The sequence below is a fragment of the Bradyrhizobium ivorense genome (assembly GCF_900696085.1).
Classification (GTDB): domain Bacteria; phylum Pseudomonadota; class Alphaproteobacteria; order Rhizobiales; family Xanthobacteraceae; genus Bradyrhizobium; species Bradyrhizobium ivorense.
The window spans coordinates 389,968-412,768 of the sequence record NZ_CAADFC020000009.1; the positions used below are offsets into that span (position 1 = coordinate 389,968).

Consider the following 22,801-nt stretch of genomic DNA (forward strand, 5'->3'; position numbering starts at 1 on the left):
CGAGAACCACTAAAGCGCGATGAGATTGGATCGAATCATCATCGCGCTTTAGCTCTTTGTTTGAGCATGATCTTTTCGGAAAACCGCTTCGCACTTTTCCGGATCATGCTCTAGTGTCCGTCGCCCTTGCGCAGGAAGACGTAATCCGCCGCATAGGGCGCGCCCGTCAGCGCGCCGGGCTTGTCGCAGGAGCCGTCGAGCTGGCCGCCCGAGGTGTTGATGCGCTGCACGGTGGTCACAGCGGACAGCACGCCCTCGCCGCGGTGGGAGATCACTGTAAGCTTCAGCCAGGGGATATCGGCGGCGGTGGCGCCGGGTGCGGTGCCGGCGGTGCGCCCGGTGACGGCGCTGCCGTCGACATGCTCCCAGTTCGGCCCGGCATAGTGCCGGCCGATGGTGCGGCCGCCCTCGATCAGGGTGGCGACCGGCTCGCGAAACGACCAGGCGAGCTTGCCGTCGGTGACCGGCTTGCACTCATAGACCTGGGCGCCCACGGCGTGGAGGGTGAGGACCACGGTCTCGCCCGGTGCCGCGATGGCGTCGGGCAGTGGATCGGCGGCCAGCGCCGCCGACCCGGTCAGCAACAGCGCTGCGAGCGTGACGCTCCTGAGAAGGGTCATGGTCACGCCCGCTGCTCTGTTCCGTGACGACGGCGTCAGGCCATCGCCTTCACGAGGTTGTCGGAGACCTTGTCGAGGAATCCGGTGGTCGAGAGCCAGCGCTGGTCGGCGCCGACCAGGAGCGCGAGATCCTTGGTCATGTAGCCTTCCTCGACGGTCGCGACGCAGACCTTCTCCAGCGTGGTGGCGAACTTCGCCAGCGCCTCGTTGTTGTCGAGCTTGGCGCGGTGGGCGAGGCCTCGGGTCCAGGCGAAGATCGAGGCGATCGAGTTGGTCGAGGTCTCCTTGCCCTTCTGGTGCTCGCGGTAGTGGCGGGTCACGGTGCCGTGGGCGGCTTCGGCTTCCACCGTCTTGCCGTCCGGGGTCAGCAGCACCGAGGTCATCAGGCCGAGCGAGCCGTAGCCCTGGGCCACGGTGTCGGACTGCACGTCGCCGTCGTAGTTCTTGCAGGCCCAGACATAGCCGCCGGACCATTTCAGCGCCGAGGCCACCATGTCGTCGATCAGGCGGTGCTCGTAGGTCAGGCCCTTGGCCTCGAATTCCTTCTTGAACTCGCGGTCGTAGATGTCCTGGAAGATGTCCTTGAAGCGGCCGTCATAGACCTTGAGGATCGTGTTCTTGGTCGACAGGTACACCGGATAGTTGCGCAGCAGGCCGTAGTTGAGCGAGGCGCGGGCGAAGTCGATGATGGAGTCGTCGAGATTGTACATCTCCATCGCGACGCCGGCGCCGGGCGCCTTGAACACTTCGCGCTCGATCACGGTGCCGTCCTCGCCGACGAACTTCAGCGACAGCGTGCCCTTGCCCGGGAACTTGATGTCGGTGGCGCGGTACTGGTCGCCATAGGCGTGGCGGCCGATGATGATCGGCTTGGTCCAGCCGGGAACCAGCCGCGGCACGTTCTTGCAGATGATCGGCTCGCGGAAGATCACGCCGCCGAGGATGTTGCGGATGGTGCCGTTCGGCGACTTCCACATCTGCTTGAGGCCGAATTCCTTCACCCGGGCCTCGTCCGGGGTGATGGTGGCGCACTTCACGCCGACGCCGACCTTCTTGATGGCTTCGGCGGCGTCGATGGTCACCTGGTCATTGGTTTCGTCGCGGTATTCCATCCCCAGATCGAAATACAGCAGCTCGACATCCAGGAACGGGTTGATCAGCTTGTCCTTGATGTACTGCCAGATGATCCGGGTCATCTCGTCGCCATCGAGTTCGACGACGGGGTTGGACACCTTGATTTTTGCCATGACGGAGAGGCCCTCTTGGGAATAGCGCACTGACGGCGGGAAGTGGATTCCCCCGCGCTATAGCACCGCCCGGGGGCGGGCGGAAGCGGACGGGGTATGCACTTTAAGCCCATCTTTTAGCCGAGAACCGCCATCTGACGGCGGCTCTCGGTCCGCTTTCTGGACGGGTTTTCTTCACGCGAACCGGTGCCCACCCCGGATCAAGTCCGGTGCCCGCTTCGCTTGAAAACCCTTCTAAAAAAGCACCTGAGTGGCCGTGCCGGCCACGATGTACCAGGTCACGAACAGGCCGGAGATCAGGGCGCCGGGCAGGCTCGATCCGGTCCGCCGCCAGGTGAAGGTGGCGATCACGGCCACGATCGCCAGCAGCGGCACGAACTGGATCGCGACAATGGTCGACAGCGGCACGAAGCCGGGGTCGGGGACCGGGTTGAACAGCTTTCCGGTCAGCCACAGCGTGCCGTATTGCAGCACCAGCAACACGATGAAGCCGAGCGTCAGGGCGAAGATGTTGGTGAGGTAGAGCGCCCCGCGCGGGGCGTCCATGGTCGAGAAATTCCGGTGCAGCAGGTGCAGCGCCACGACGAAAAACGCCGTGAACGGAATCAGATAGATCAGGAAGATGAGGAATTGCTTCGCGCTCATCAACTTCAGCGCGATGATCCAGAACCTGAAGTCGATCTTGAAGGCGAGGTCGGCGAGCCACAGCGCGGCATAGCCGACCGCAACCGAGGCCAGCGCGATCGCGATCGACTGCCCGACCAGGCCGGACCGGCTGGCGCGCTTCGGAGCGAGCCACATCAAGGCGAGCGTGATCAGGCCGTTGATGATGGCCCAGACCAGGATCTGGTTGGTGATGCCCTGCGGCAGCAATTTGCTCGGAGTCACGACGGTGCCGCCCAGCGCAAAGGCCGGGTAATAGGTCAGCGCCGGAATGAAGGCGGTCAGGATAAAGGCCGCGGTCCAGCGCCGGCCGCTCGCGGCCTGGTGCGGCGGCATGGTGCCGTCGTCGATCGCCGGCAGCCGCAGTCGGGAGAACATCGCCGCCTCCAGCAGCCCGTCGAAGGTGCCGATCACCAGCGCCACGAAGCCGAGCAGCGCGATCAAGGTGCCGATCTCCTTGCGGAACCAGATCTGGTCATCGACCGGGCGCGGCGTGCCGCCCTTCAGCGTGGTGGCGAACCAGTCCAGCGCAAAGCCGATCGCCTCCGACGAGATGTGCTCGGCAGGGTGGGTCATCGCCGGCGTGTACAGCACCCGCGCGGTGCCGACAGCCGGATCGCCATAGACCTTGCCGGGCTCGACCGGCCCTTGGGTGCCGAACAGCGCCCAGAGCTTTTGGCTTTTTGTCACGTCGCGGGCGAGGTCGACGCCCCACATCAGGGTGGAGAATTCCTCGTACTGCGCGAACACCAAAGCGGTGTTGCGCGGCCAGCTCGTGGTGCCGTCGGCGGCGAACGGCTTTCCGGTCGAGGAGCCCTCCAGCACCACCGACTTGTAGTCGTTGGGCATGGCAGCCGCCGCCGCCAGCACGGTCCAGCCGCCCATCGAATGGCCTTCGAGGCCGATGTTCTCCTTGTCGACGATCTCGAGGCTGCGCAGATAGGCGAGGCCGTCAGGGCCGCCAAACCCGTTGGCGAACGACGGCGGGTCGCTGTAGCCGTGGCCGGTCTGGTCGAGCGCCAGCACGACATAGCCGCGGCGGGCGAACTCGATGGCAAAGCCGTCCTGGGTCTCGCGCGAATTGATGTAGCCGTGGACCGCGAGGATGCCGGGCACCGGGATCTGCGGCGTGGCATTCGGCGGGATGTAGAGCAGGGCGCTCATGGTGTTGCCCTTGGCGCCCTTGAACCTGATGTCCTCGATCCGGATGCCGCCGGCGGTCTGGGTGAGGTAGGCGAGCAGCCCGCCGGCCACGATCAGAACCACGCCCAACATCGCCAGCGTCCATCTGCCCCGCATTGTCGTTCCCCGTGCCGTTTCTGCTGCTTCGGCCGTTAAACCGGCGCCTGAAGCCCGGCTTTACAGCTTCGCTTTGGTTGTGGTTGATAGCCTATCCGTGGCTGAAGCGCGCGCAAAGCGCAGTCCCCGCCTTGCACCATTGTGATTCCGGCTGAGGATTCGCAAGCGCCGCTAACCCTGTTATCTCCTTGGAGAAATCGGATTTGGCCAGGGCCGGCGCAGGGCTGCGGCCGATGCCCCGCATGAGATCTTGAATCAGTCTCCTCGGAAGCTGATTCAAAATCTTCAGATGTTGAATCAGAAGGTGAAGTGAGATGTCCGGCACCGACAAGACCAAGGCAGGGCACGACCTTGCCGGTCCCGTCGTCATCCTGGTCGAGCCGCAGCTTGGCGAGAACATCGGCATGGCCGCGCGCGCGATGGGCAATTTTGCGCTGACGCGGATGCGCATCGTCAACCCGCGCGACGGCTGGCCCAACATCGCGGCGCAGCGTGCCGCGGCCGGCGCCGACCACATCATCGGTTCCGTCGAGCTGTTCGACACCGTCGAGCAGGCGATCGCCGATCTGACACTGGTGTTCGCGACCACGGCCCGCGCCCACGACCAGGCCAAGCCGGTGGTCGGACCGGAGGCGGCGGCCGGCGAGATCGTCGGCCATGTCGCATCCGGCGGCGGCGCCGGCATCCTGTTCGGGCGGGAACGCGCCGGCCTGACCAACGAGGAGGTCGCGCTTGCCAACCGCATCATCACCTTCCCGGTCAACCCCGGCTTCGCCTCGCTCAATCTGGCGCAGGCGGTGCTGCTGATGGGGTATGAGTGGTTCAAGCTGTCGACATCAGGCGCGCTGCCGTTTGCGATGCCCGAGCGGTCCGAGCCGGCCTCCCAGCACCAGATGCAGGCGTTCTTCGATAACCTGGTCGCCGAGCTCGACAAGGTCGAGTTCCTGCGTCCGGCCGAGAAGCGCGACACCATGCTGGTGAACCTGCGCAACATCTTCACCCGGATGGACCCGACCAAGCAGGACATGCACACGCTGCACGGCGTGGTGATGGCGATCGCCGAGGGCCGCAAGGGACCGGCGAAGGGCGGCGTGCTCGACGGCGCCCAGGCGACGCGGCTGCGCGCGCTGCTCGCCGAGCAGGGCCACGGCGGCGCCACCGCCGACAGCAGCTCGACCGTCCGCGGCCTCGCCCGGCTGCTCCGCCGCAACCCGACCGATGCCGAGCGAATGCTGTGGCAGGCTTTGACAAAAGACCGCCGCTTCGCCGGCTTGTTCAAGCGCCAGACCCCGGTCGGTCGCCACATCCCCGACTTCGTCTCCTTCGTGCACCGCATCGCGATCGAGCTGGTCAACCGCGGCGAGAGCGAAGCCATCGCCATCGACCGCGCCAAGCGCCGCGCCTGGCTCGAGGCCCGGGACTATCGGGTGGTCGACATCGCGGTGGCCGACGTCGAGCGCGATCTCGACGGCGAGCTGGTGCGGTTGGAGGCGGGGCTCAAGCAAGGGCGGTGAGCTTACGATGGCGGGAGTTTTCTCGTGCGACGCGTAGCTGTCAGACCCGTCATCCTGAGGTGCGAGCCTCTTCGGCGAGCCTCGAAGGATCGACGGCCACCAGCCGGGCCGATTCATCCTTCGAGGCTCGCCGAAGAGGCTCGCACCTCCAGCGACAAAGGCGAAGCCTTTGCGCGGGGATGACGGTGATGGACCTTGGCGCGTGGATCTCCGCCGAGACCAGCTCGTTGCCCGTCGGATTGTTTTGCCGCACGCTGCGGCATGTGATCCGAACGAGGTGAAAATCCGATGGCGAGGGAACTGGAAGGCAGGGTCGCAGCGGTGACCGGGGCGGCGTCGGGCATCGGGCTGGCGAGCAGCGAGGCGATGCTGGCCGCAGGTGCGCGCGTCGTGATGGTCGATCGCGATGCGGCCGCGCTGCAGGCGCTGCGCAACAAGCATGGCGAGGCGGTGCTGCCGCTGGTGATCGACCTGCTCGATCCCGCCGACTGCGCGACGCTGCTGCCAAAAATCCTGGAGCAGGCGGGCCGGCTCGACATTTTTCATGCCAATGCCGGGAGCTATGTCGGCGGCGACCTGATCGACGCCGACAGCGCGGCGATCGACCGGATGCTGAATCTGAACGTCAACGTCGTGATGAAGAACGTCCACGACGTGCTGCCGCACATGATCGAGCGCGGCTCTGGCGACATCATCGTCACCAGCTCGCTTGCCGCGCATTTCCCGACGCCGTGGGAGCCGGTCTATGCCGCGTCGAAATGGGCGATCAACTGTTTCGTCCAGACCGTGCGCCGCCAGGTGTTCAGGCACGGCATTCGCGTCGGCTCGATCTCGCCTGGACCCGTCGTCACCGCGCTGCTCGCCGACTGGCCGGCGGAGAAGCTGCAGCAAGCGCGGGAGCAGGGCAGCCTGCTCGAGGCCGCCGACGTCGCCGAGGTCGTGCTGTTCATGCTGACCCGGCCGCGCGGCATGACCATCCGCGACGTCGTGATGCTGCCGACCAATTTCGATTTGTAGGGGATCGTCATTGCGAGGAGCGTTAGCGACAAAAATTGCGAAGCAATTTTGCGCTGAAGCGACGAAGCAATCCATGGTTCCGCGTATCCGCCCGATGGATTGCTTCGCTTGCGCTCGCAATGACGCGGATAGTGCCCTGGTGCGTCAGCCTGAGAGGACGTGAGGCTTTGTCCTCACTCACCGCTGTCATCGCCCGGCTTGACCGGGCGATCCAGTACGCCGCGGCCTCTCGGTTCAAGCACTACGGTCTCTGGAATACTGGATCACCCGCATCCGCGGGTGATGACACCGAGCAAGTTAAGCGAACCAACCCGTCACCCTGAAGAAGCGCATGGCGCCGAAGGACTAGACCGCGACCAGCTGCTCCGCCGCGCTGCCCGTGCGCTTCGTCTTCTTCGCCTTCGCCGGCGCGAACAGGTTGCTCGCGGCAAGCCCCGCCGTATCGGCAACGCCGGGATCACACGACACCATCGCGGCGACGATTGCGCCGTCGATCAACAACGCCAGTTGGTGCGCGAGCACCGCGGGCTCCGCGGCGCCCATCTCGGTTGCCAGCTTCTCGATATGCGCCAGCACCACCTTCTTGTGCTTCAGCGCGATATTGCGGAACTGCTTTGCGTCCTTGTCGTGCTCGGCGACCGCGTTGATGAAGGGACAGCCGTAGAACCGCTCCTCGGCGAACCAGCTCTTCAGCGCCGGAAAAATCCGCGCCAGCTTGGTCTGCGGATCGCCGCCGCCGGCCTCGATCGCGCCGATGAACCATTCGCGCCACTGCCTGCCTTCGCTCTCCAGCACCGCGTGCACGAGGTTGGTTTTCGAGCCGAACAGCTTGTAGAGCGTGGTCTTGGCGGTGCCGGCCTCGTCGATGATCGCATCGATGCCGGTGGCGTTGATGCCGTTCTTGCAGAACAGATGCGTGGCCGCGCTCAACAGGCGCCCGCGTGCGGATTCATCGTCGCCGGGGGCGAACGCCGCGGCAGGTTTTTTCTTCGCAGGCGATTTGCTCATGGGCGGCAGTAAATCGAACCGCGGCAAAATCATCAAGCCGCATCTTCACGGGCCGGTCATGCGCCCACCCATGCGAGCGGTCCTGCGCTCAAAATAATCGCGCGCTCGCGGCAGATGCATCGCCTTTGAGCAGTGGCGCGCTGGTCAATCGATGGGCACGACAGTCTAACCGCCTGCGCGGCTTCGGCTTTTGATTTGGCTCCACTCTGGCACGGCTTATGCAGGAAACAGACCGTTCGGTATCCTGACCCAATCCACCGTTCCAGGGAGAAAACTGATGACTGCTGTCGCTCAAAAAACCGCACTGACCGGCTGCCTCGCGCCGATCGACAGAGGCGGGCTCGAGCAGCTCATTGCCAACGGCAAGGCCAACCCGAAGGTGATCAAGACCTTGAAGTGCAAGACGGTGGCCGAGGGCAAGTTCCGCCACGCCAACTACATCCGCAACCTCGCGCCCTACATCGTCGATGAGCCGCCGGGCCTGCTCGGCGACGACACCGCGCCCAATCCGTCGGAAGCCTCGCTCGCCGCGCTCGGCTCCTGCCTTGCGGTCGGCCTGCACGCCAACGCCGTGCATCGCGGCTGGATCGTCAACAAGCTGGAGCTCGAGCTCGAGGGCGATCTCAATATCACCGCGGTGTGGGGCACCGGTGACGTCAGCGAGAAGCCGGTCGGCTTCACCGACGTCCGCGTCAAGGTCGACATGGAGTGCGAGGGCGTCTCGCAGGACGAAATCAACGCGCTGGTGGCGCATGTGAAGAAATGGTCGCCGGTCGCCAACACCTTCACCCGTCCGGTCAATCTCGAGGTCAGTGCGTAGCTCGGGCCAGGCCATCACTGCAGGCAATCACGGAAGGTGCGGAGACGATCGATGGGTTCATTGGCTTTATCGCGGGTCGCAGCTCAGGATCCCGCACCGACCATCACGGACGAGGTCGCGCGCCTCGCCCGGCAGGAGCTGGCACCGCTCGCAAACGCGATCGATGCCGGCGAAGTCTATCCCGCCGCATTCCTGCGCCGGATCGGTGAGGTCGGGGCGTGGAGCAGCCACGTGCCGCAGGAAGGACCGGCCGACCTGCGCTGGGCCATCCAGGCGATGGCCGCGATCGGCGAGGTCTGTGGCGCCACCGCGTTCATGGCGTGGTGCCAGAACACGCTGGTCTGGTACGCCGCCAACTCCACCAACGTGAAGCTCGCGTCGCGCTTCGGCAACTGCTTTTCCAGCGGCCGCGTGCTCGGCGGCACCGGGCTGTCCAACCCGATGAAGAGCTTTTTCGGCATCGAGCGGCTCAAGCTGAAAGGCCGCAAGGTCGACGGCGGCTATATCGTCCGCGGCGCGCTGCCCTGGGTGTCGAATCTCGGCCCCGGCCATTACTTCGGGACGATTTTCGAGCGCGAGGACGGCGAGCCCGGCGATACGGTGATGTTTCTCGCCGACTGCTCCGATCCCGCCATTACCCTGACGCCGTGCAAGCCGTTCCTGGCGATGGACGGCACCGGGACCTATGGCATCCAGTTCCGCGACGTGTTCGTGCCGGATGATCTGATCCTGGCCGAGCCGGCCGCGCCCTTCGTAAAGAAGATCCGCGCCGGCTTCATCCTGCTGCAGGTTGGCATGGGCCTCGGCCTGATGAAGGACTGCATCAACATCATGGACGAGGTCCATGCGCCGCTCGGCCACGTCAACCGCTATCTGCCGCAGCAGCCGACCCAGTTCCGCGAGCTCTACGCCGAGTTCGAGAAGGAGTCGATGGCGCTGGCGTGCGATCCCTACAATGCCGACGACAGCTACTGGCGCCGCGTCGTGGCGCTGCGGCTGCGCATCGGCGACGCCAGCGTCGCGGTCGCGCATGCGGCGATGCTGCATTGTGGCGCACGCGGCTACCTCAAAAGCCACCGCGCCCAGCGCCGGCTGCGCGAGGCCTATTTCGTCGCCATCGTCACCCCCGCCACCAAGCAGCTGCGCAAGATGCTGGCGGACGGGTGAGGGGAGAGTCCGGGACCACCAAGACTGCAACCACGCACAGGAGAGAGCCATGACGGAAGTTCTGATCACCGCCGGCGAACTAGCCGAGCTCGTCACCAAAGAGCCGTGTGTCATCATCGACACGCGGAATCCGGATGCCTATGCGGCGGGACACCTGCCCGGCGCGGTCAACGTGCATGACATCTTCACCTATCTGGCGACCTCGACGCCCGAGGGCATGCACGAGCTCAAGACAAAGTTCGCCGACGCGTTCGGCGCCGCCGGTCTTTCGGGCAAGGAGACCGCCGTGATCTACGAGCAGTCGATGAACTCGGGCTTCGGCCAGTCCTGCCGCGGCTATTACTTGCTGACGATGCTCGGCTATCCCAAGGTCAAGGTGCTGCATGGCGGCTTTGACGCCTGGAAGGCCACCGACCTTCCCGTCACCACCGACGTCGCGGTGCCGATCAAGGCCGCGTTCACGATCGTGCCGGAGGCCGGCGACATCATGATCGACGCCAAGGCGATGCTGGCGGCGCTCGACAAGCCCGGGGTCGCAATCCTCGACGTGCGCGACGTCGACGAGTGGATCGGCGAAAGCTCCTCGCCCTACGGCAAGGATTTCTGCCCGCGCAAGGGCCGCATCCCGGGTGCCGTGTGGCTGGAATGGTACCGCATGATGAAGCCGACCGCGGAAGGCCCGCGCTTCAAGTCGAAGGATGAGATATTGGCGGAATGCGCCACCGTCGGCATCTCGCAGACCACGCCAGTCTATCTCTACTGCTTCAAGGGCGCGCGCGCCTCGAACACTTTCCTGGCGCTGAAGAACGCCGGTGTGAAGGACGTGCGGATGTATTTCGGCTCCTGGAACGAATGGTCGCGCGACCCGTCGCTGCCGATTGACGAGGGGCTGCCGACGACTGCCGTCGTAACAGGCAAAGCGGCATAGAACGTGCATGTTGGTCACCGTCCAGCGGCGCAAAACGCAGCTGGGCGGTGAAAATTTGACCGACGCGCGATGTCCTGAGCGCTTCGGTGCGACAATGGGGCGCAGCATGTCTACCTTCGACGATCCGTTCGACGCCGACCGCGAACTCACCCGATCGACTTGCGTGTGCGGCCGGCATCGCTCCATTGCCGAGCACGAGCACGCCGAGCACGCGCTGCGCTGCGAACCGGTCGCGGTGAGCGAAGAGAAGCGCTACGAGGGCGTCGTCGCCTCGGCGGTGATGCGCGCGGTGTTTCCGCAGGATGCCGCGCGCCGCGCCTTCCTGAAATCCGTGGGAGCGGCGACCGCGCTCGCTGCGCTGTCGCAATTCTTTCCGCTGAAACTAGCTACCGAAGCGTTTGCCGACGCCGGTCCGCCGGAGAAGAAGGATCTCAAGGTCGGCTTCATTCCGATCACCTGCGCCACCCCGATCATCATGGCGGCGCCGCTCGGCTTCTATGCCAAGCAGGGGCTCAACGTCGACGTCGTGAAGACCGCCGGCTGGGCCGTGATCCGCGACAAGACCATCAACAAGGAATACGACGCCGCCCACATGCTGGCGCCGATGCCGATCGCGATCTCGCTCGGCCTTGGCGCCAACGCGATCCCGTTCACGGTGCCGGCGATCGAGAACATCAACGGCCAGGGCATCACGCTGGCGATCAAGCACAAGGACAAGCGCGACCCGAAGGACTGGAAGGGCATGAAGTTCGCCATTCCGTTCGACTATTCCATGCACAATTATCTGTTGCGCTATTATCTCGCCGAGCACGGGCTCGATCCTGATGTCGACGTGCAGCTCCGCTCGGTGCCGCCGCCGGAGATGGTCGCTAACCTGCGCGCCGACAACATCGACGGCTTCCTCGCACCCGACAACATCTGCCAGCGCGCGATCTATGACGGCGTCGGCTTCCTGCACATTCTGTCGAAGGAGATCTGGGACGGCCATCCCTGCTGCAGCTTTGCCGCGAGCCGCGAGTTCATCACCACGGCACCGAATTCCTTCGCGGCGCTGACCCGTGCGATCGTCGACGCGACCTCCTATGCGGCGAAGGCCGAGAACCGCAAGCAGATCGCGGAGGCGATCGCGCCGGCCAACTACATCAACGCGCCGGTCACGGTGCTGGAGCAGGTCCTGACCGGCACCTATGCCGACGGGCTCGGCGGCGTGAAGACCGATCCGAAGCGGGTCGATTTCGATCCGTTCCCCTGGCAGTCCTTTGCGGTGTGGATGCTGACGCAGATGAAGCGCTGGGGCCAGATCAAGGGCGACGTCGACTACAAGGCCGTCGCCGAGCAGGTGTATCTCGCCACCGACACCAGGAAGGTGATGGCCGAGATGGGGCTTACGCCGCCGGCTGCGAGCTACAAGTCGTTCGCGGTGATGGGCAAGACGTTCGATCCGGAGAAGCCCGACGATTATCTCGCCGGCTTCAAGATCAGGAAGTCGTCGTGAGGGAATTCTCGCCGTCGTCCCGGCGAAGGCCGGGACCCATAACCACGGCTGTCGGCAATTGCGCATGGCGTCTCCCCGCGTGCCCGATTGCGTGGGCGCGGCGTATGGGTCCCGGCTTTCGCCGGGACGACGCGGGGAGGGAGCTCGCGCGATGACCCTCCGCCTGCGCGCCGCGATCGTCTCGCTCGTGCTGCTCACTGCCTTCCTCGGCGTCTGGCATCTCGCAACCCGCAGCACCGGCGCGGCCGCCACCATGAGTCCCGAGTATGCCAAGCTCATGGGGTTGACTGCGACGCAGGGCAAGTCGGCGATGCCGGGGCCTTTGGATGTCGGCGCCAAACTGTGGGAGCATCTGCAGCGGCCGTTCTACGACAACGGGCCGAACGACAAGGGGCTCGGCATTCAGCTCGCTTATTCGGTCGGCCGCGTCGGGCTCGGCTACCTGATCGCGGTGATCGTCGCGATCCCGCTCGGCTTTCTGATCGGGATGTCGCCGCTGATCAGCAGGGCGCTCGATCCGTTCATCCAGGTGCTGAAGCCGATCTCGCCGCTGGCCTGGATGCCGCTTGCGCTCTACACCATCAAGGATTCCTCCATCTCGGCAATCTTCGTCATCTTCATCTGCTCGGTGTGGCCGATGCTGCTCAACACCGCGTTCGGCGTCGCCAGCGTGCGCAAGGAGTGGATCAACGTGGCGCGCACGCTCGAGGTCGGCACCGTCAGGCGCGCCTTCACCGTGATCCTGCCGGCCGCGGCGCCGACCATCCTCACCGGCATGCGGATCTCGATCGGGATCGCCTGGCTCGTGATCGTTGCCGCCGAGATGCTGGTCGGCGGCACCGGCATCGGCTACTTCGTCTGGAACGAGTGGAACAATCTCTCGATCACCAATGTGATCATCGCGATCCTCCTGATCGGTATCGTCGGCATGCTGCTCGACCAGGTGCTGGCGCGTTTCACGCGCATGGTGACGTTTCCGGAATGATGATGTTGTTCACAAATATCGCCGTATCTTCACCTCGCCCCGCTTGCGGGGAGAGGTCGATCGCGAAGCGATCGGGTGAGGGGGGTTCTCCGCGAGTTCGTCTCTCACCGTCCAAGCGGAGAAAGCCCCTCACCCCAACCCTCTCCGCGCGAAGAGCGAGGCGAGGGAGCGCAGCTCGTTCGCGGAGCTATCGCGGATGACCGACAAGTTCATCTCGATCGAAGGCATCGCGCGGCGCTATCCGGCGGCGAGCGGCGGCACCACCACGGTGTTCGAGAACCTGTGGCTCGCGATGGCGCGCGGCGAGTTCGGCTGCATCATCGGTCATTCCGGCTGCGGCAAGACCACGGTACTCAACATCCTCGCCGGCCTCGACGAGCCGAGCGAGGGTACGGTGATCGTCGACGGCGAGGCCATCGAGGGCACCAGCCTCGACCGCGCCGTGATCTTCCAGAGCCATGCACTGCTGCCGTGGCGCACCGTGCTCGGCAATGTCGCCTATGCCGTGAGCTCGAAATGGCGGCGCTGGGATCGTGCGCGGGTGAGGGCGCATGCGCAGAAGTTCATCGATCTGGTCGGCCTCACCGGCGCCGAACACAAGCATCCGTCGGAACTGTCGGGTGGCATGAAGCAGCGGGTCGGCATCGCACGCGCGCTGTCGATCACGCCGAAGATCATGCTGATGGACGAGCCGTTCTCGGCGCTGGATGCGCTCACCCGCGGCACCTTGCAGGACGAGGTCCGGCGCATTTGCCTGGAGACCGGGCAGACCACCTTCATGATCACCCATGACGTGGATGAGGCGATCTTCCTCGCCGACAGGATCTTTCTGATGACCAACGGCCCCGGCGCGGTGCTGGCCGAGATCGTCGAAAATCCGCTGCCCAAGGACCGCGGCCGCATCGATCTGCACCGCCACCCCTATTACTATGCGCTGCGCAACCATATCGTCGACTTCCTGGTCAGCCGGAGCAAGAGCTTTGCCACTGAGGTGATCCATCACGATCCGCGCCGCGTGCCGACGGTGCGGCCCGGCGTCGGCGAGCCCACCATCGTGGCGCCGCCGCGCGTCGTCGAACCCAATCCCGCGCAGAGCGCTGCGCGCTGAAGCCAAAGGAGGAACCCCATGAAACGCGAAGACCTCACCGAAAAGCTGCTCGACATCAAGCGCGAGAAGGGTTGGAGCTGGAAATACATCTGCGAAAAGATCGGCGGCTATTCGGAGGTGCTGATCACCGGCGCGATCCTCGGCCAGATGAAATTGACAAAACCGCAAGCGGCCAATGCCGGCGAGCTGTTCGGACTGTCGAAGGCGGAAATCGCGATGCTCAACGAGGTGCCGATGCGCGGCACCGGCACGCCGATGCCGCCGACCGATCCCCTGATCTACCGCTTCTACGAAATGGTGATGGTCAACGGCCCGGCCTGGAAGGCGCTGATCGAAGAGGAATTCGGCGACGGCATCATGTCGGCGATCGACTTCGACATGGGAATCGAGCGCGTCGCCAACCCGAAGGGCGATCGCGTCAAGATCACGATGTCGGGCAAGTTCCTGCCGTACAAATATTACGGCGCCAGCGGCAACGTGCCGGAATACGGGTTCAAGGAAGGCTGAGAACGCGAATGGCCAATAGTGAGGTAGCGAATAGCTTCTTTCCATTCGCTATTCGCCACTCCCTATTCGCTTTCGCGGTCCAGAGCGCGCGCCACACCCTCGCTTCCGCTCGGCCGCGCCGATTGCCGGCGCGGCCTTCCACGGCTGATGGCGCAGCGATCGGCGTTCGGATCACGCGGCCGGAAAGACCTTGTCCTGGGACACGAGATTGCCCGAGGAAATGACGAGGTGGGTCCAGGGGTAATTCAGGTAAGCACCTGAGTAATGTTTATCGCCGGCAAATTCGACGTCGCCGCGGTAGGTGCCCGCCGGGATGACTGTCCCGGTGTTCTGGTCGACCACCGACAACTCGTACATGAGGTCCCAGAGCATCCAGACGCGGGTTCCCGCCGCGGGAGGATCGACGGAGTATTCGGTGGTCGTCGATGTTTGACTGCTCACCGTGACCGACTTGCCAAAGGTGGCGCTCAATCCGGCACTGATGCCGTCCGCCTTGATCCCGACCTGCGCGGTAATCGACTGCGAATCGGTCGTCGAGATGCCGTTGGTATATTGCCAGCTCTGTCTCAGATGGCTGCCCGGGGACAGGTGCGTGAAGGTGCCCGGCACCAGTCTCCAGTAGTGGCTCAGGACGAGCCGCCGCGGCGACCTCGGCGCCTGGCCTGACCACCAATTGTTGAGGCGGGGGTTGCCCGATCCCCTCGGAACGTCCGAAACCCAATTCTGGTAGTTGGCATTGTCCGCATCTGCGTAGATGTTCAGGCTGACGTTATCGATGCGCGCGGCCTCTGTCGGCGCGGTCTGCGCCGGCGGTGCCCATGACAAACTGTCGATCGTCGGAAACGGCGGAAGCGTATCAGGCATTTTTTATCTCCCATGCATCGGGCGCAATTGATCGAACGGCGATCGTTCGACCGTACCCGGGACGGGCTTCTAGCTTGGGAATCGCTTAAGGTTGTGTGAATCCGTTCACACGCCCTAAGGGAGAATGTGCGTTTCTGCCTGGATTGCGCCGATTGAGCATTCCGGATGCGCGGATTGGGAAGTGAGGGCGAATGGCGAATGGCGAGTAGCGAATGGCGAATGGATTCATTCTATTGGCACCTCGCCATTCGCCCCTCCCTATTCGCCCTTGGCGGCAGCGAACGCTTCGCGCACCTCCTTCACCGGCGCCATGTCGCGGACGAAGCTGAACGCGCCGTTGTCCTTCATCTCGCGGGCGCAGCGCAAAAACGCCGCAAGCGCGTGGCGCTGCATCGCGCCCCCGACGCTGATGCGTTTGACGCCGGCGGCCGCGAGCTGTTCGAGTGTCAGCGTCGGATCGGCGAAGCCCATCACGAGGTTGAACGGCTTGTTCACCGACGCCACCACGGTGCGGATGGTCTCGAGGTCGTAGAGGCCGGGCGAATACAACACGTCGGCGCCGGCGGCCTCGAAGGCCTGCAGCCGCCGGATGGTGTCGTCGAGGTCCTTGCGTCCCCACAGAAAATTCTCCGCCCGCGCCGTCAGCGTGAACGGGAAGGGCAGGGCCCGCGCCGCCTCGACCGCCGCCTGCACCCGCTCCACCGCAAGCGAGAAATCGTAGATTGGTCGCTGCGGATCGCCGGTCGAGTCCTCGATCGAGCCGCCGACTGCGCCGGCCTCCGCAGCGAAGCGGATCGCCTCGGCCGCGAGCTTGGGCATGTCGGCGCCGCAGTTTTCGAGGTCGGCATTGACAGGCAGATCGGTGGCCTCGGCGATCTGCCGGCAGTTCTCGATGATGGCCGAGAGGCTGATGCGGGACTGGCCGAGCGTGTTCGCAACACCGAGACTCGTGGTCGCCAGCGCTTCAAAGCCCATCGCCGCGAGGATTTTTGCCGTGCCGGCGTCCCACGGATTCGGGATGATGAAGGCGCCGCTGCGCTGATGCAGGTCGCGAAACCGTGCCGCCTTGTCCGCCTGGGTGCGCATGTCAGCTCCTGTTGTCTTGAACATCGCGAACTGGTCTCGCGATCGACTGGCCGCAAGCTAGGGCTGTTTCGCCCATCAGCCAAATTTGTTATTTCTCTGGATCACATCAGTTTTCTGCATGAGGTTGTCGATGGACAGCGACGCGCTCAACACCTTCCTGGTCGTGCACCGCCGCGGCGGCATCTCGAACGCGGCAAAGGCACTGCATCGCTCGCAGCCGGCGATCTCGCGGCGCATCGCGCTGCTGGAGCAGGAGCTCGGCGTGCCGCTGTTCGAGCGGATCGCCGGCAAGACGAGGCTCAGCGACGCGGGGCGGGTGATGGTGCCCTATGCCGAGCGCGCGGTGGCGGCAGCGCAGGATGCCGAGAACGCGGTGCGGGCGCTGTCGCGCGACAAATCCGGCCCGGTCGCGCTTGCGGTGACCGGCACGCTGGCCGGCGAGCGGCTCTCCAGGGTCTTGAAGCGCTTTGCGAAGCGGCATCCCGAGGTCGATCTGACGCTGCGCACCGCGACCAGCGCCGAGGTCAGCGACCTGGTCCGGCGCGGCGAGGCCACGATCGGCCTGCGTTACGACCGCGATCGGTCGCGCGACCTTGATTGCGGGCAGCTGTTTTCCGAACCGCTGCAGGTTGTGTGCGCGCGGCAGCATCGGCTGGCCGGGCGGCGGGTCGCGCGACTGGCCGATCTCCGGGACGAGCGCTGGATCGCCTTTCCGGTGGTGCCGGGCCGCCGCGAGATCACGGCCGCGCACGTCTTCGCGCTGTTCCTGACCCACGGCCTCGGCGAGGTCGACTGGACCCCGGTCGACAGCCTCACGGCGCAAAAGCGCCTGGTCGAGGCCGGGCTCGGCATCGCGCTGCTGTCGCAAAGCAACGCCGCCGAGGAAATGGGCGCGTCACGGATCGCAACCATTCGCGTCGGCAACCTGACCGCGAGCCACGACGTCGTGACGGTAACGCGACGCGGCGGCTTCTTGAGCGCGGCATCGCGGCTGCTGCTGGAGATGATCCGCACCGCATATGGCGGGCCGAAATCACGGGCGCGTTGACGAGATCAAGGAAGGCTCGAGGCGTTTATCGAGCAGCGGGCGCCGCGGTATCAGCCAAGGCTGGATGGCAAACAGAGCTTGCTATCAGTTCCGTCATCCCCGCGCAAACACTCCGCGTTTGTCGCTGGAGGTGCGAGCTCTTGCGAGCCTCGAAGGATCGACGGCCACTAGCCGGGCCGATTCATCCTTCGAGGCTCGCCGAAGAGGCTCGCACCTCAGGATGACGGGGATAGTGTTTATTGCAGCTTATCGGGGCGGCTGCAGAATGCTCGGAGCTGAACCGCGCTCGCGCCGCCGGTTTCCCCAATGCGCGGCATACAAACGCAGCGCGCCGGAACGGTGTCCGGCGCGCCCGGTCGAATTCGATACAGCTGTTGCGCGGAGTTACACGTCCGCCTTCACGCTCCTGCCTTCACGCCCCGGCCTTCACCTGAGCCGCGGCCACCGCCAGCAGCTCGTCCATCTTGGCGCGGATGTCGCGCTCGGTGACGGCCTCGCCCTTGGCGGTGAGATCGGTCAGCACCTTCTTCAGCACGTCGCCGTCGCCGGCCTCCTCGAAATCGGCGGCCACCACTTCCTTGGCGTAGGCGTTGGCGGCGTCGCCGGAGATGCCGAGCTTTTCGGCGGCCCAAAGGCCGAGCAGCTTGTTGCGGCGGGCTTCGGCCTTGAACTTCTGTTCCTCATCGAGGGCGAACTTCTTCTCGAAACCTTCCTCGCGTTTATTGAATTCGCTCATAGTCGAAGTTCCCCTGGTGACATTGTGGGTCGCGGCGTCCGTTGCGGCGGCCCCGATCCCTGCCTAGATAAGCAGGAGGAAATGACAGGACAACGAGCCGTTAAGCCGCAGCCAAAACAGGCGGATTCGGCCCTTGACGATAGAGCGGTATAAGTGGGTTCGAGCGGCCGGTACTGATTGTGCTGGATGGGCCAATCGGATAGGTTGCCGTCAGGCGTGGTTCTTGTTCTGTTTCCAGTTGGAATGCCCAGGTTCCAGGCCTCCGCGGCAGCTCCGTCGTGGGTCGTAACCCCAAGCCATCGGAGCACCCAAATCAATGGATTTCAACAAAACACGGTACATCCCAATGAGCCGTCGACGCCGTATTTATGAAGGCAAGGCCAAGGTGCTTTATGAAGGCCCGGAGCCGGGAACCCTGATCCAGCACTTCAAGGACGACGCGACCGCGTTCAATGCCAAGAAACACCAGGTGATCGAGGGCAAGGGTGTCCTCAACAACCGGATTTCGGAGTACCTGTTTCAGCACCTCAACGACATCGGGGTGCCGACCCACTTCATCCGCCGCCTCAACATGCGCGAGCAGCTGATTCGCGAGGTCGAGATCGTGCCGCTCGAGGTGGTGGTGCGCAACGTCGCCGCCGGCTCGCTGTCGCAGCGGCTCGGGATCGAGGAGGGCACCCAGCTGCCGCGCTCGATCATCGAATTTTATTACAAGAACGACCAGCTCAACGACCCGATGGTGTCGGAAGAGCACATCACCGCCTTCGGCTGGGCCACGCCGCAGGAGATCGACGACATCATGGCGCTCGCCATCCGCGTCAACGACTTCCTCACCGGCCTCTTCCTCGGCATCGGCATCCGTTTGGTCGACTTCAAGATGGAGTGCGGCCGGCTGTTCGAGAACGAGATGATGCGGATCATCGTCGCCGACGAGATCTCGCCGGATAGCTGCCGCCTGTGGGACATCAAGTCGAACGAGAAGCTCGACAAGGACCGCTTCCGCCGCGATCTCGGCGGCCTGCTGGAGGCCTATACCGAGGTCGCAAAGCGGCTCGGCATTTTGATGGAAAACGAGCGGCCGGCCGGCACCGGCCCGGTGCTGGTGAAAAGCTAAGGGGCGAGGCGTGAAGGCACGTGTGACTGTGACGTTGAAGACCGGCATCCTCGATCCGCAGGGCAAGGCGATTGAGGGTGCGCTGAAATCGCTCGGCGTCGATGGCGTCGCCAGCGTCCGCCAGGGCAAGGTGTTCGACATCGAGCTCGCCGCCACCGACAAGGCCAAGGCGGAAGCCGCGCTGAAGGCCGCGGCCGACAAGCTGCTCGCCAACACCGTGATCGAGAACTATCGGGTCGAACTGCTCTAGGCCGCATCGCATGAAATCAGCCGTCCTCGTCTTCCCCGGCATCAACCGCGAGCGCGACATGGCGCGCGCGCTCAAGCTGGCGTCAGGTAACGACGCCGCGATGGTCTGGCACGCCGACACCGCGCTGCCGGCGGGCACCGACCTTGTGGTGGTGCCCGGCGGCTTTTCCTACGGCGACTATCTGCGCTGTGGCGCGATCGCGGCACGCGCCCCCGTGATGGACGCAGTGCGCGACTTCGCCGCCAAGGGCGGGCTCGTGCTCGGCGTCTGCAACGGCTTTCAGATCCTCTGCGAGTCCGGGCTGCTGCCGGGCGTGCTGATGCGCAACGCGCAGCTGAAGTTCGTCTGCCGCGACGTGCACATGAAGATCGAGCGCTCCGACACGCCGTTCACCCGCGGCTACAATGCCGGCCAGGTGATCCGCGTGCCGGTCGCCCATGGCGAGGGCAATTACGAGGCGGACGAGGAGACGCTGAAGCGGCTCGAAGGCGAGGGGCGGGTGCTGTACCGCTACTGCTCGCCGGAAGGCGTGGTCGACGAAGCCTCCAACTTCAACGGTGCCGCGAATTCGATCGCCGGCATCGTCAACGAGCGCGGCAACGTGCTCGGCATGATGCCGCATCCCGAAAACCACGTCGAAGAGATCATGGGCTGCACCGACGGCCGCGGCCTGTTCGCGGGGCTGGCCCAGCATCTCGAAAAGGCGGCGTGAGCATCATGCTGGGGCGGTGTGTTGCCGCGGTTGCGGCGCTCTTGCTTGCGACCGCTGCGCAGGCCCAGGATTTCCCGAAACGTCCCATCACCATGATCGTGCCGTTCGCGGCGGGCGGCACCTCCGACGTGATCGCGCGCGCGGTGGCCGACCAGATGGGTGTCGCGCTCGGCCAGAGCATCATCATCGAGAATGTCGCCGGCGCCGGCGGCTCGACCGCGCTGACGCGGGCGGCGCGTGCCGAGCCGGACGGTTATACGATCGCGATCGGTAATGCCGGCACCAATGCCGCGACCTACACGATCTATCCGAAGCTGGCGTTCACGCCGGACTCCTTCGCGCCGATCGCGGTGGTCGCAAAGACCTTCGGCATCGTGGCGCTGCGCAAGGATTTTCCTGCCAAGGACCTGAAAGAGTTCATCGACTACGCCAAGAAGAATCCGGGCAAGATCAATCTCGGCCATGCCGGCGTCGGCTCCTCGAATTACCTGATCTGCAAGAGTTTCGTTCATGCCGCCGGCGTCGACGTGACGCTGGTCGGCTATCGCGGCGCGGCTCCGGCGCTGACCGACGCGATCGGCGGCCAGATCGACGGCGTCTGCGATGCCGCGGCCTCGGTGTCGCAGGCGATCGACGACAAACTGGTGAAAGCGGTGGTGGTCGGCTCGACGGTGCGGCTCGCGTCGCTGCCGGAGCTGCCGACCTCGGCCGAGGCCGGACTGCCCGAGTTCGAGGCGCAGGGCTGGAACGGATTGTTCGCCCCGAAGGGCACGCCGGGCGAGATCATCGCCAAGCTGAATGCGGCGGCGCGCAGCGCGGTCGCGAGCGAGGCGGTGAAGAAGCGGTTCGCCGATCTCTCCACGGTCGCACCCGACGCCAATGAGCTCGCGCCCGAGGTGCTGCAGCAACTCGTGACCCGCGACGTCGCGAAATACCGCACGCTGCTGGCGGACGACAAGAAGTAGGCTGCGAGCCGCGCGTCAAAGCATCATTTCGGTGCGGCACATCTCCGGCGGACAGTCGACCAGTTCCTTCATGGTCGCGAGGAATTCGACCGTATGCGGGAGCGTGGCGTGCAAGTCGAACGCCGCTTCATCCGCCCATATCGAATGGATGAAGAACGTCGCTCGATCGCGGGTGCCGCGGAAGACGTGAAACGCCTTGCAGCCGGCCTCGGCGCGCGATGGGACCGCGACCTTGCGGAGTGCCGCCTCGACGGTCGCTTCGTTGCCGGGAGCGGCGTGAAACTGCGCGAAAAAGGACAGTTGCATCCGGCACCTCGCAGATTCCGCCGGCGCGAGAGCACCATCACGCGGCGGACGCGTCAACCGCCGTCACGCTCGGCTTCACCGGTTTGATCGAGCCGGTGATCGGCGTCCTCGGGCAACGTGGCAACGGCAATTCGTTCGGCGTCGATACGCGCGGAGCATGAACCTGTCGGGCCGCGTCCGAAACTAAAGCGGTATGACGGCTGCCGTCTTTACAAGGCCTACACGTTAAACCGCCTGATGCGTCAACCCGGGATTGTTTTGGCATGCCGGACACGCTATCACGGGCGCGATTTTGAGGTCTCCGGCCGTTTTGGGGAAACTCGACATGCCCTTTGCCTTGGTCGTCTTGCTGCTCGACATCACGCTGATCTGGCACGCCGCGCGCACCGGGCGTCTGCAGCCCTGGGCGTTCATCATCCTGATGGTGCCGCTGATCGGCGGGCTCGCCTACATCGTGGTCGAACTGATTCCGGAATGGTGGGGCGGGCCCGGGGCCGCGCAAGCCCGCAAGCGGGTCGCCAATCGGCTCGATCCCGAGAAGCGCTATCGCGAACTGTCCGACAAGCTGGCGACGTCAGACACGATCGCCAATCGCGCCGCGCTCGCCCAGGAGTGCCACAATGTCGGGCGCTACGAGGAGGCGGAGGGTCACTACGACCACATCATGCAGCTGCCGCAGGGCGACGATCCGGCCTATGCGCTCGCCAAGGCGCAGGCCCAGTTCGCCCGCAAGCAGCCCGCCGATGCGCTGGCGACGCTCGATGCGCTGCGCGAGCGCTGGCCCGATTTCGAATCCGCCGACGGGCACCTGCTCTATGCCCGCGCGCTCGCCGAAATCGGCCGGGTCGACGAGGCGCTGCAGGAATATCAGGACGTCACGCAATATTTCCCCGGCGCCGAAGCGCGGGTGCGCTACGGCCTGCTGCTGCAGTTGGTCGGCCGCACCGCCGAGGCGCGCATGGTGTTCAACGAGCTGTTGATCCAGATGCGCCGTGCGCCAAAATATCTGCGCGACGCCCAGGCCGAGTGGCTGTCGATCGCGGAGAAGCAGCTGTCGGCGTGAGCTGCTGTCAGCTTATCCGGCCGTCATTGCGAGGAGCGAAGCGACGACCTGTCCGCCGAAGCCTCGGCGAAGGCGGAAGCAATCCATCGCTCCGCATAAGCGGACCCATGGATTGCTTCGCTTCGCTCGCAATGACGCGGATAGTGCTGCTTTGCCGACGTAAGGAAGGCACCAGTGGAAGGGTTCCCTCCCCCCCTCGCGGGGGAGGGTTAGGGAGAGGGGTGCCACACGACGTGCTCTGTCGACGAACGCCGATCACGCGATGTCGAAGTTGCGACA

23 protein-coding genes are annotated in these 22,801 nt (G+C 64.9%); 15 read left to right on the plus strand and 8 right to left on the minus strand.

Translation table 11 applies throughout. The features are described 5' to 3' along the window. Positions 1-110: 110 nt before the first annotated feature. The 3 genes from CI41S_RS14245 to CI41S_RS14255 form a co-directional block, all read right to left on the minus strand. Positions 111-620, minus strand: a complete 510-nt coding sequence (locus CI41S_RS14245) for a DUF3455 domain-containing protein (RefSeq protein WP_172628034.1) — start codon at positions 618-620, stop codon at positions 111-113. 35 nt (positions 621-655) lie between these two features. Beyond that, positions 656-1,867: an NADP-dependent isocitrate dehydrogenase gene (locus CI41S_RS14250; protein ID WP_139484777.1), complete on the minus strand. Its 1,212-nt coding sequence runs from the start codon at positions 1,865-1,867 to the stop codon at positions 656-658. 234 nt (positions 1,868-2,101) lie between these two features. Further along, a complete protein-coding gene (locus CI41S_RS14255; RefSeq protein WP_244626511.1) occupies positions 2,102-3,805 on the minus strand; it encodes an alpha/beta hydrolase family protein in 1,704 nt (567 codons plus the stop codon). Between the two features lie 338 nt (positions 3,806-4,143). Here CI41S_RS14255 and CI41S_RS14260 point away from each other — a divergent pair, with 338 nt between their 5' ends. Together CI41S_RS14260 and CI41S_RS14265 are read left to right on the plus strand one after the other, a co-directional pair. Next, positions 4,144-5,343: a TrmJ/YjtD family RNA methyltransferase gene (locus CI41S_RS14260; protein ID WP_139859761.1), complete on the plus strand. Its 1,200-nt coding sequence runs from the start codon at positions 4,144-4,146 to the stop codon at positions 5,341-5,343. A gap of 288 nt (positions 5,344-5,631) precedes the next feature. Beyond that, positions 5,632-6,360 carry an SDR family oxidoreductase gene (locus CI41S_RS14265; protein ID WP_139859764.1) on the plus strand — a complete coding sequence of 243 codons (729 nt, stop codon included), beginning with the start codon at positions 5,632-5,634 and terminating at the stop codon, positions 6,358-6,360. Between the two features lie 345 nt (positions 6,361-6,705). On the opposite strand, the gene CI41S_RS14270 is transcribed toward CI41S_RS14265, so the two are convergent. Beyond that, a complete protein-coding gene (locus tag CI41S_RS14270; protein WP_139859766.1) occupies positions 6,706-7,368 on the minus strand; it encodes a TetR/AcrR family transcriptional regulator in 663 nt (220 codons plus the stop codon). A gap of 277 nt (positions 7,369-7,645) precedes the next feature. On the opposite strand from CI41S_RS14270, the gene CI41S_RS14275 reads away from it, so the two are divergent. The 7 genes from CI41S_RS14275 (at position 7,646) to cynS (ending at position 14,378) form a co-directional block, all read left to right on the plus strand. Further along, positions 7,646-8,188: an OsmC family protein gene (locus tag CI41S_RS14275; RefSeq protein ID WP_139484781.1), complete on the plus strand. Its 543-nt coding sequence runs from the start codon at positions 7,646-7,648 to the stop codon at positions 8,186-8,188. A gap of 51 nt (positions 8,189-8,239) precedes the next feature. Continuing rightward, the gene (locus tag CI41S_RS14280) at positions 8,240-9,355 is read left to right on the plus strand and encodes an acyl-CoA dehydrogenase family protein (protein WP_172628035.1); all 1,116 of its coding nucleotides are present in this window, start codon (positions 8,240-8,242) and stop codon (positions 9,353-9,355) included. 49 nt (positions 9,356-9,404) lie between these two features. Then, the gene (locus CI41S_RS14285; protein WP_139859770.1) at positions 9,405-10,283 is read left to right on the plus strand and encodes a sulfurtransferase; all 879 of its coding nucleotides are present in this window, start codon (positions 9,405-9,407) and stop codon (positions 10,281-10,283) included. A 106-nt stretch (positions 10,284-10,389) separates the two neighbouring features. Continuing rightward, the gene (locus CI41S_RS14290) at positions 10,390-11,778 is read left to right on the plus strand and encodes a CmpA/NrtA family ABC transporter substrate-binding protein (protein ID WP_139859772.1); all 1,389 of its coding nucleotides are present in this window, start codon (positions 10,390-10,392) and stop codon (positions 11,776-11,778) included. 151 nt (positions 11,779-11,929) lie between these two features. Next, positions 11,930-12,763 (plus strand): nitrate ABC transporter permease, encoded by an 834-nt coding sequence (gene ntrB, locus CI41S_RS14295; protein WP_139859774.1) that lies wholly within the window; start codon positions 11,930-11,932, stop codon positions 12,761-12,763. Positions 12,764-12,959: 196 nt separating this feature from the next. After that, positions 12,960-13,871: an ABC transporter ATP-binding protein gene (locus tag CI41S_RS14300; RefSeq protein ID WP_139859776.1), complete on the plus strand. Its 912-nt coding sequence runs from the start codon at positions 12,960-12,962 to the stop codon at positions 13,869-13,871. 18 nt (positions 13,872-13,889) lie between these two features. Further along, entirely contained in the window at positions 13,890-14,378 is a 489-nt protein-coding gene (cynS, locus tag CI41S_RS14305; protein ID WP_139859778.1) for a cyanase, read from the plus strand. A gap of 171 nt (positions 14,379-14,549) precedes the next feature. Here cynS and CI41S_RS14310 read toward each other — a convergent pair whose 3' ends face one another. Both CI41S_RS14310 and CI41S_RS14315 read right to left on the minus strand, forming a co-directional pair. Next, positions 14,550-15,242, minus strand: coding sequence for a hypothetical protein (locus tag CI41S_RS14310; protein WP_139859780.1), 693 nt, complete (start codon positions 15,240-15,242; stop codon positions 14,550-14,552). A 258-nt stretch (positions 15,243-15,500) separates the two neighbouring features. Continuing rightward, positions 15,501-16,328, minus strand: a complete 828-nt coding sequence (locus tag CI41S_RS14315) for an isocitrate lyase/PEP mutase family protein (RefSeq protein WP_139859782.1) — start codon at positions 16,326-16,328, stop codon at positions 15,501-15,503. Between the two features lie 130 nt (positions 16,329-16,458). Here CI41S_RS14315 and CI41S_RS14320 point away from each other — a divergent pair, with 130 nt between their 5' ends. Next, a complete protein-coding gene (locus tag CI41S_RS14320) occupies positions 16,459-17,376 on the plus strand; it encodes a LysR family transcriptional regulator (RefSeq protein ID WP_139484620.1) in 918 nt (305 codons plus the stop codon). Positions 17,377-17,788: 412 nt separating this feature from the next. Here the strand turns inward: CI41S_RS14320 and CI41S_RS14325 are convergent, their stop codons facing one another. After that, complete coding sequence (locus CI41S_RS14325) at positions 17,789-18,112, minus strand: DUF1476 domain-containing protein (protein ID WP_139484621.1); 324 nt, start codon at positions 18,110-18,112, stop codon at positions 17,789-17,791. A gap of 346 nt (positions 18,113-18,458) precedes the next feature. Between CI41S_RS14325 and purC the strand changes: the two genes are divergently transcribed. The 4 genes from purC to CI41S_RS14345 are packed head-to-tail and all read left to right on the plus strand — an operon-like array spanning position 18,459 to position 21,153. After that, positions 18,459-19,226 (plus strand): phosphoribosylaminoimidazolesuccinocarboxamide synthase, encoded by a 768-nt coding sequence (purC, locus tag CI41S_RS14330; RefSeq protein ID WP_171708996.1) that lies wholly within the window; start codon positions 18,459-18,461, stop codon positions 19,224-19,226. Positions 19,227-19,236: 10 nt separating this feature from the next. Next, positions 19,237-19,476, plus strand: a complete 240-nt coding sequence (gene purS / locus CI41S_RS14335) for a phosphoribosylformylglycinamidine synthase subunit PurS (RefSeq protein ID WP_139484622.1) — start codon at positions 19,237-19,239, stop codon at positions 19,474-19,476. A 10-nt stretch (positions 19,477-19,486) separates the two neighbouring features. Continuing rightward, positions 19,487-20,188, plus strand: a complete 702-nt coding sequence (purQ, locus tag CI41S_RS14340) for a phosphoribosylformylglycinamidine synthase subunit PurQ (protein ID WP_139484623.1) — start codon at positions 19,487-19,489, stop codon at positions 20,186-20,188. A 5-nt stretch (positions 20,189-20,193) separates the two neighbouring features. Then, complete coding sequence (locus CI41S_RS14345; protein WP_139859938.1) at positions 20,194-21,153, plus strand: tripartite tricarboxylate transporter substrate-binding protein; 960 nt, start codon at positions 20,194-20,196, stop codon at positions 21,151-21,153. A gap of 15 nt (positions 21,154-21,168) precedes the next feature. Here CI41S_RS14345 and CI41S_RS14350 read toward each other — a convergent pair whose 3' ends face one another. Further along, a complete protein-coding gene (locus tag CI41S_RS14350) occupies positions 21,169-21,459 on the minus strand; it encodes a putative quinol monooxygenase (protein WP_139859784.1) in 291 nt (96 codons plus the stop codon). A gap of 325 nt (positions 21,460-21,784) precedes the next feature. Here CI41S_RS14350 and CI41S_RS14355 point away from each other — a divergent pair, with 325 nt between their 5' ends. After that, the gene (locus tag CI41S_RS14355) at positions 21,785-22,522 is read left to right on the plus strand and encodes a tetratricopeptide repeat protein (RefSeq protein ID WP_139859787.1); all 738 of its coding nucleotides are present in this window, start codon (positions 21,785-21,787) and stop codon (positions 22,520-22,522) included. Positions 22,523-22,801 lie beyond the last annotated feature (279 nt).

Bases quoted from the DNA above. Each gene is read 5' to 3' on its own strand.
- CI41S_RS14245 (WP_172628034.1), bottom strand. From the start codon at position 620: ATGACCCTTCTCAGGAGCGTCACGCTCGCAGCGCTGTTGCTGACCGGG.
- CI41S_RS14250 (WP_139484777.1), bottom strand. From the start codon at position 1,867: ATGGCAAAAATCAAGGTGTCCAACCCCGTCGTCGAACTCGATGGCGAC.
- CI41S_RS14255 (WP_244626511.1), bottom strand. From the start codon at position 3,805: ATGTTGGGCGTGGTTCTGATCGTGGCCGGCGGGCTGCTCGCCTACCTC.
- CI41S_RS14260 (WP_139859761.1), top strand. From the start codon at position 4,144: ATGTCCGGCACCGACAAGACCAAGGCAGGGCACGACCTTGCCGGTCCC.
- CI41S_RS14265 (WP_139859764.1), top strand. From the start codon at position 5,632: ATGGCGAGGGAACTGGAAGGCAGGGTCGCAGCGGTGACCGGGGCGGCG.
- CI41S_RS14270 (WP_139859766.1), bottom strand. From the start codon at position 7,368: ATGAGCAAATCGCCTGCGAAGAAAAAACCTGCCGCGGCGTTCGCCCCC.
- CI41S_RS14275 (WP_139484781.1), top strand. From the start codon at position 7,646: ATGACTGCTGTCGCTCAAAAAACCGCACTGACCGGCTGCCTCGCGCCG.
- CI41S_RS14280 (WP_172628035.1), top strand. From the start codon at position 8,240: ATGGGTTCATTGGCTTTATCGCGGGTCGCAGCTCAGGATCCCGCACCG.
- CI41S_RS14285 (WP_139859770.1), top strand. From the start codon at position 9,405: ATGACGGAAGTTCTGATCACCGCCGGCGAACTAGCCGAGCTCGTCACC.
- CI41S_RS14290 (WP_139859772.1), top strand. From the start codon at position 10,390: ATGTCTACCTTCGACGATCCGTTCGACGCCGACCGCGAACTCACCCGA.
- ntrB (WP_139859774.1), top strand. From the start codon at position 11,930: ATGACCCTCCGCCTGCGCGCCGCGATCGTCTCGCTCGTGCTGCTCACT.
- CI41S_RS14300 (WP_139859776.1), top strand. From the start codon at position 12,960: ATGACCGACAAGTTCATCTCGATCGAAGGCATCGCGCGGCGCTATCCG.
- cynS (WP_139859778.1), top strand. From the start codon at position 13,890: ATGAAACGCGAAGACCTCACCGAAAAGCTGCTCGACATCAAGCGCGAG.
- CI41S_RS14310 (WP_139859780.1), bottom strand. From the start codon at position 15,242: ATGCCTGATACGCTTCCGCCGTTTCCGACGATCGACAGTTTGTCATGG.
- CI41S_RS14315 (WP_139859782.1), bottom strand. From the start codon at position 16,328: ATGCGCACCCAGGCGGACAAGGCGGCACGGTTTCGCGACCTGCATCAG.
- CI41S_RS14320 (WP_139484620.1), top strand. From the start codon at position 16,459: ATGGACAGCGACGCGCTCAACACCTTCCTGGTCGTGCACCGCCGCGGC.
- CI41S_RS14325 (WP_139484621.1), bottom strand. From the start codon at position 18,112: ATGAGCGAATTCAATAAACGCGAGGAAGGTTTCGAGAAGAAGTTCGCC.
- purC (WP_171708996.1), top strand. From the start codon at position 18,459: ATGAGCCGTCGACGCCGTATTTATGAAGGCAAGGCCAAGGTGCTTTAT.
- purQ (WP_139484623.1), top strand. From the start codon at position 19,487: ATGAAATCAGCCGTCCTCGTCTTCCCCGGCATCAACCGCGAGCGCGAC.
- CI41S_RS14345 (WP_139859938.1), top strand. From the start codon at position 20,194: ATGCTGGGGCGGTGTGTTGCCGCGGTTGCGGCGCTCTTGCTTGCGACC.
- CI41S_RS14350 (WP_139859784.1), bottom strand. From the start codon at position 21,459: ATGCAACTGTCCTTTTTCGCGCAGTTTCACGCCGCTCCCGGCAACGAA.
- CI41S_RS14355 (WP_139859787.1), top strand. From the start codon at position 21,785: ATGCCCTTTGCCTTGGTCGTCTTGCTGCTCGACATCACGCTGATCTGG.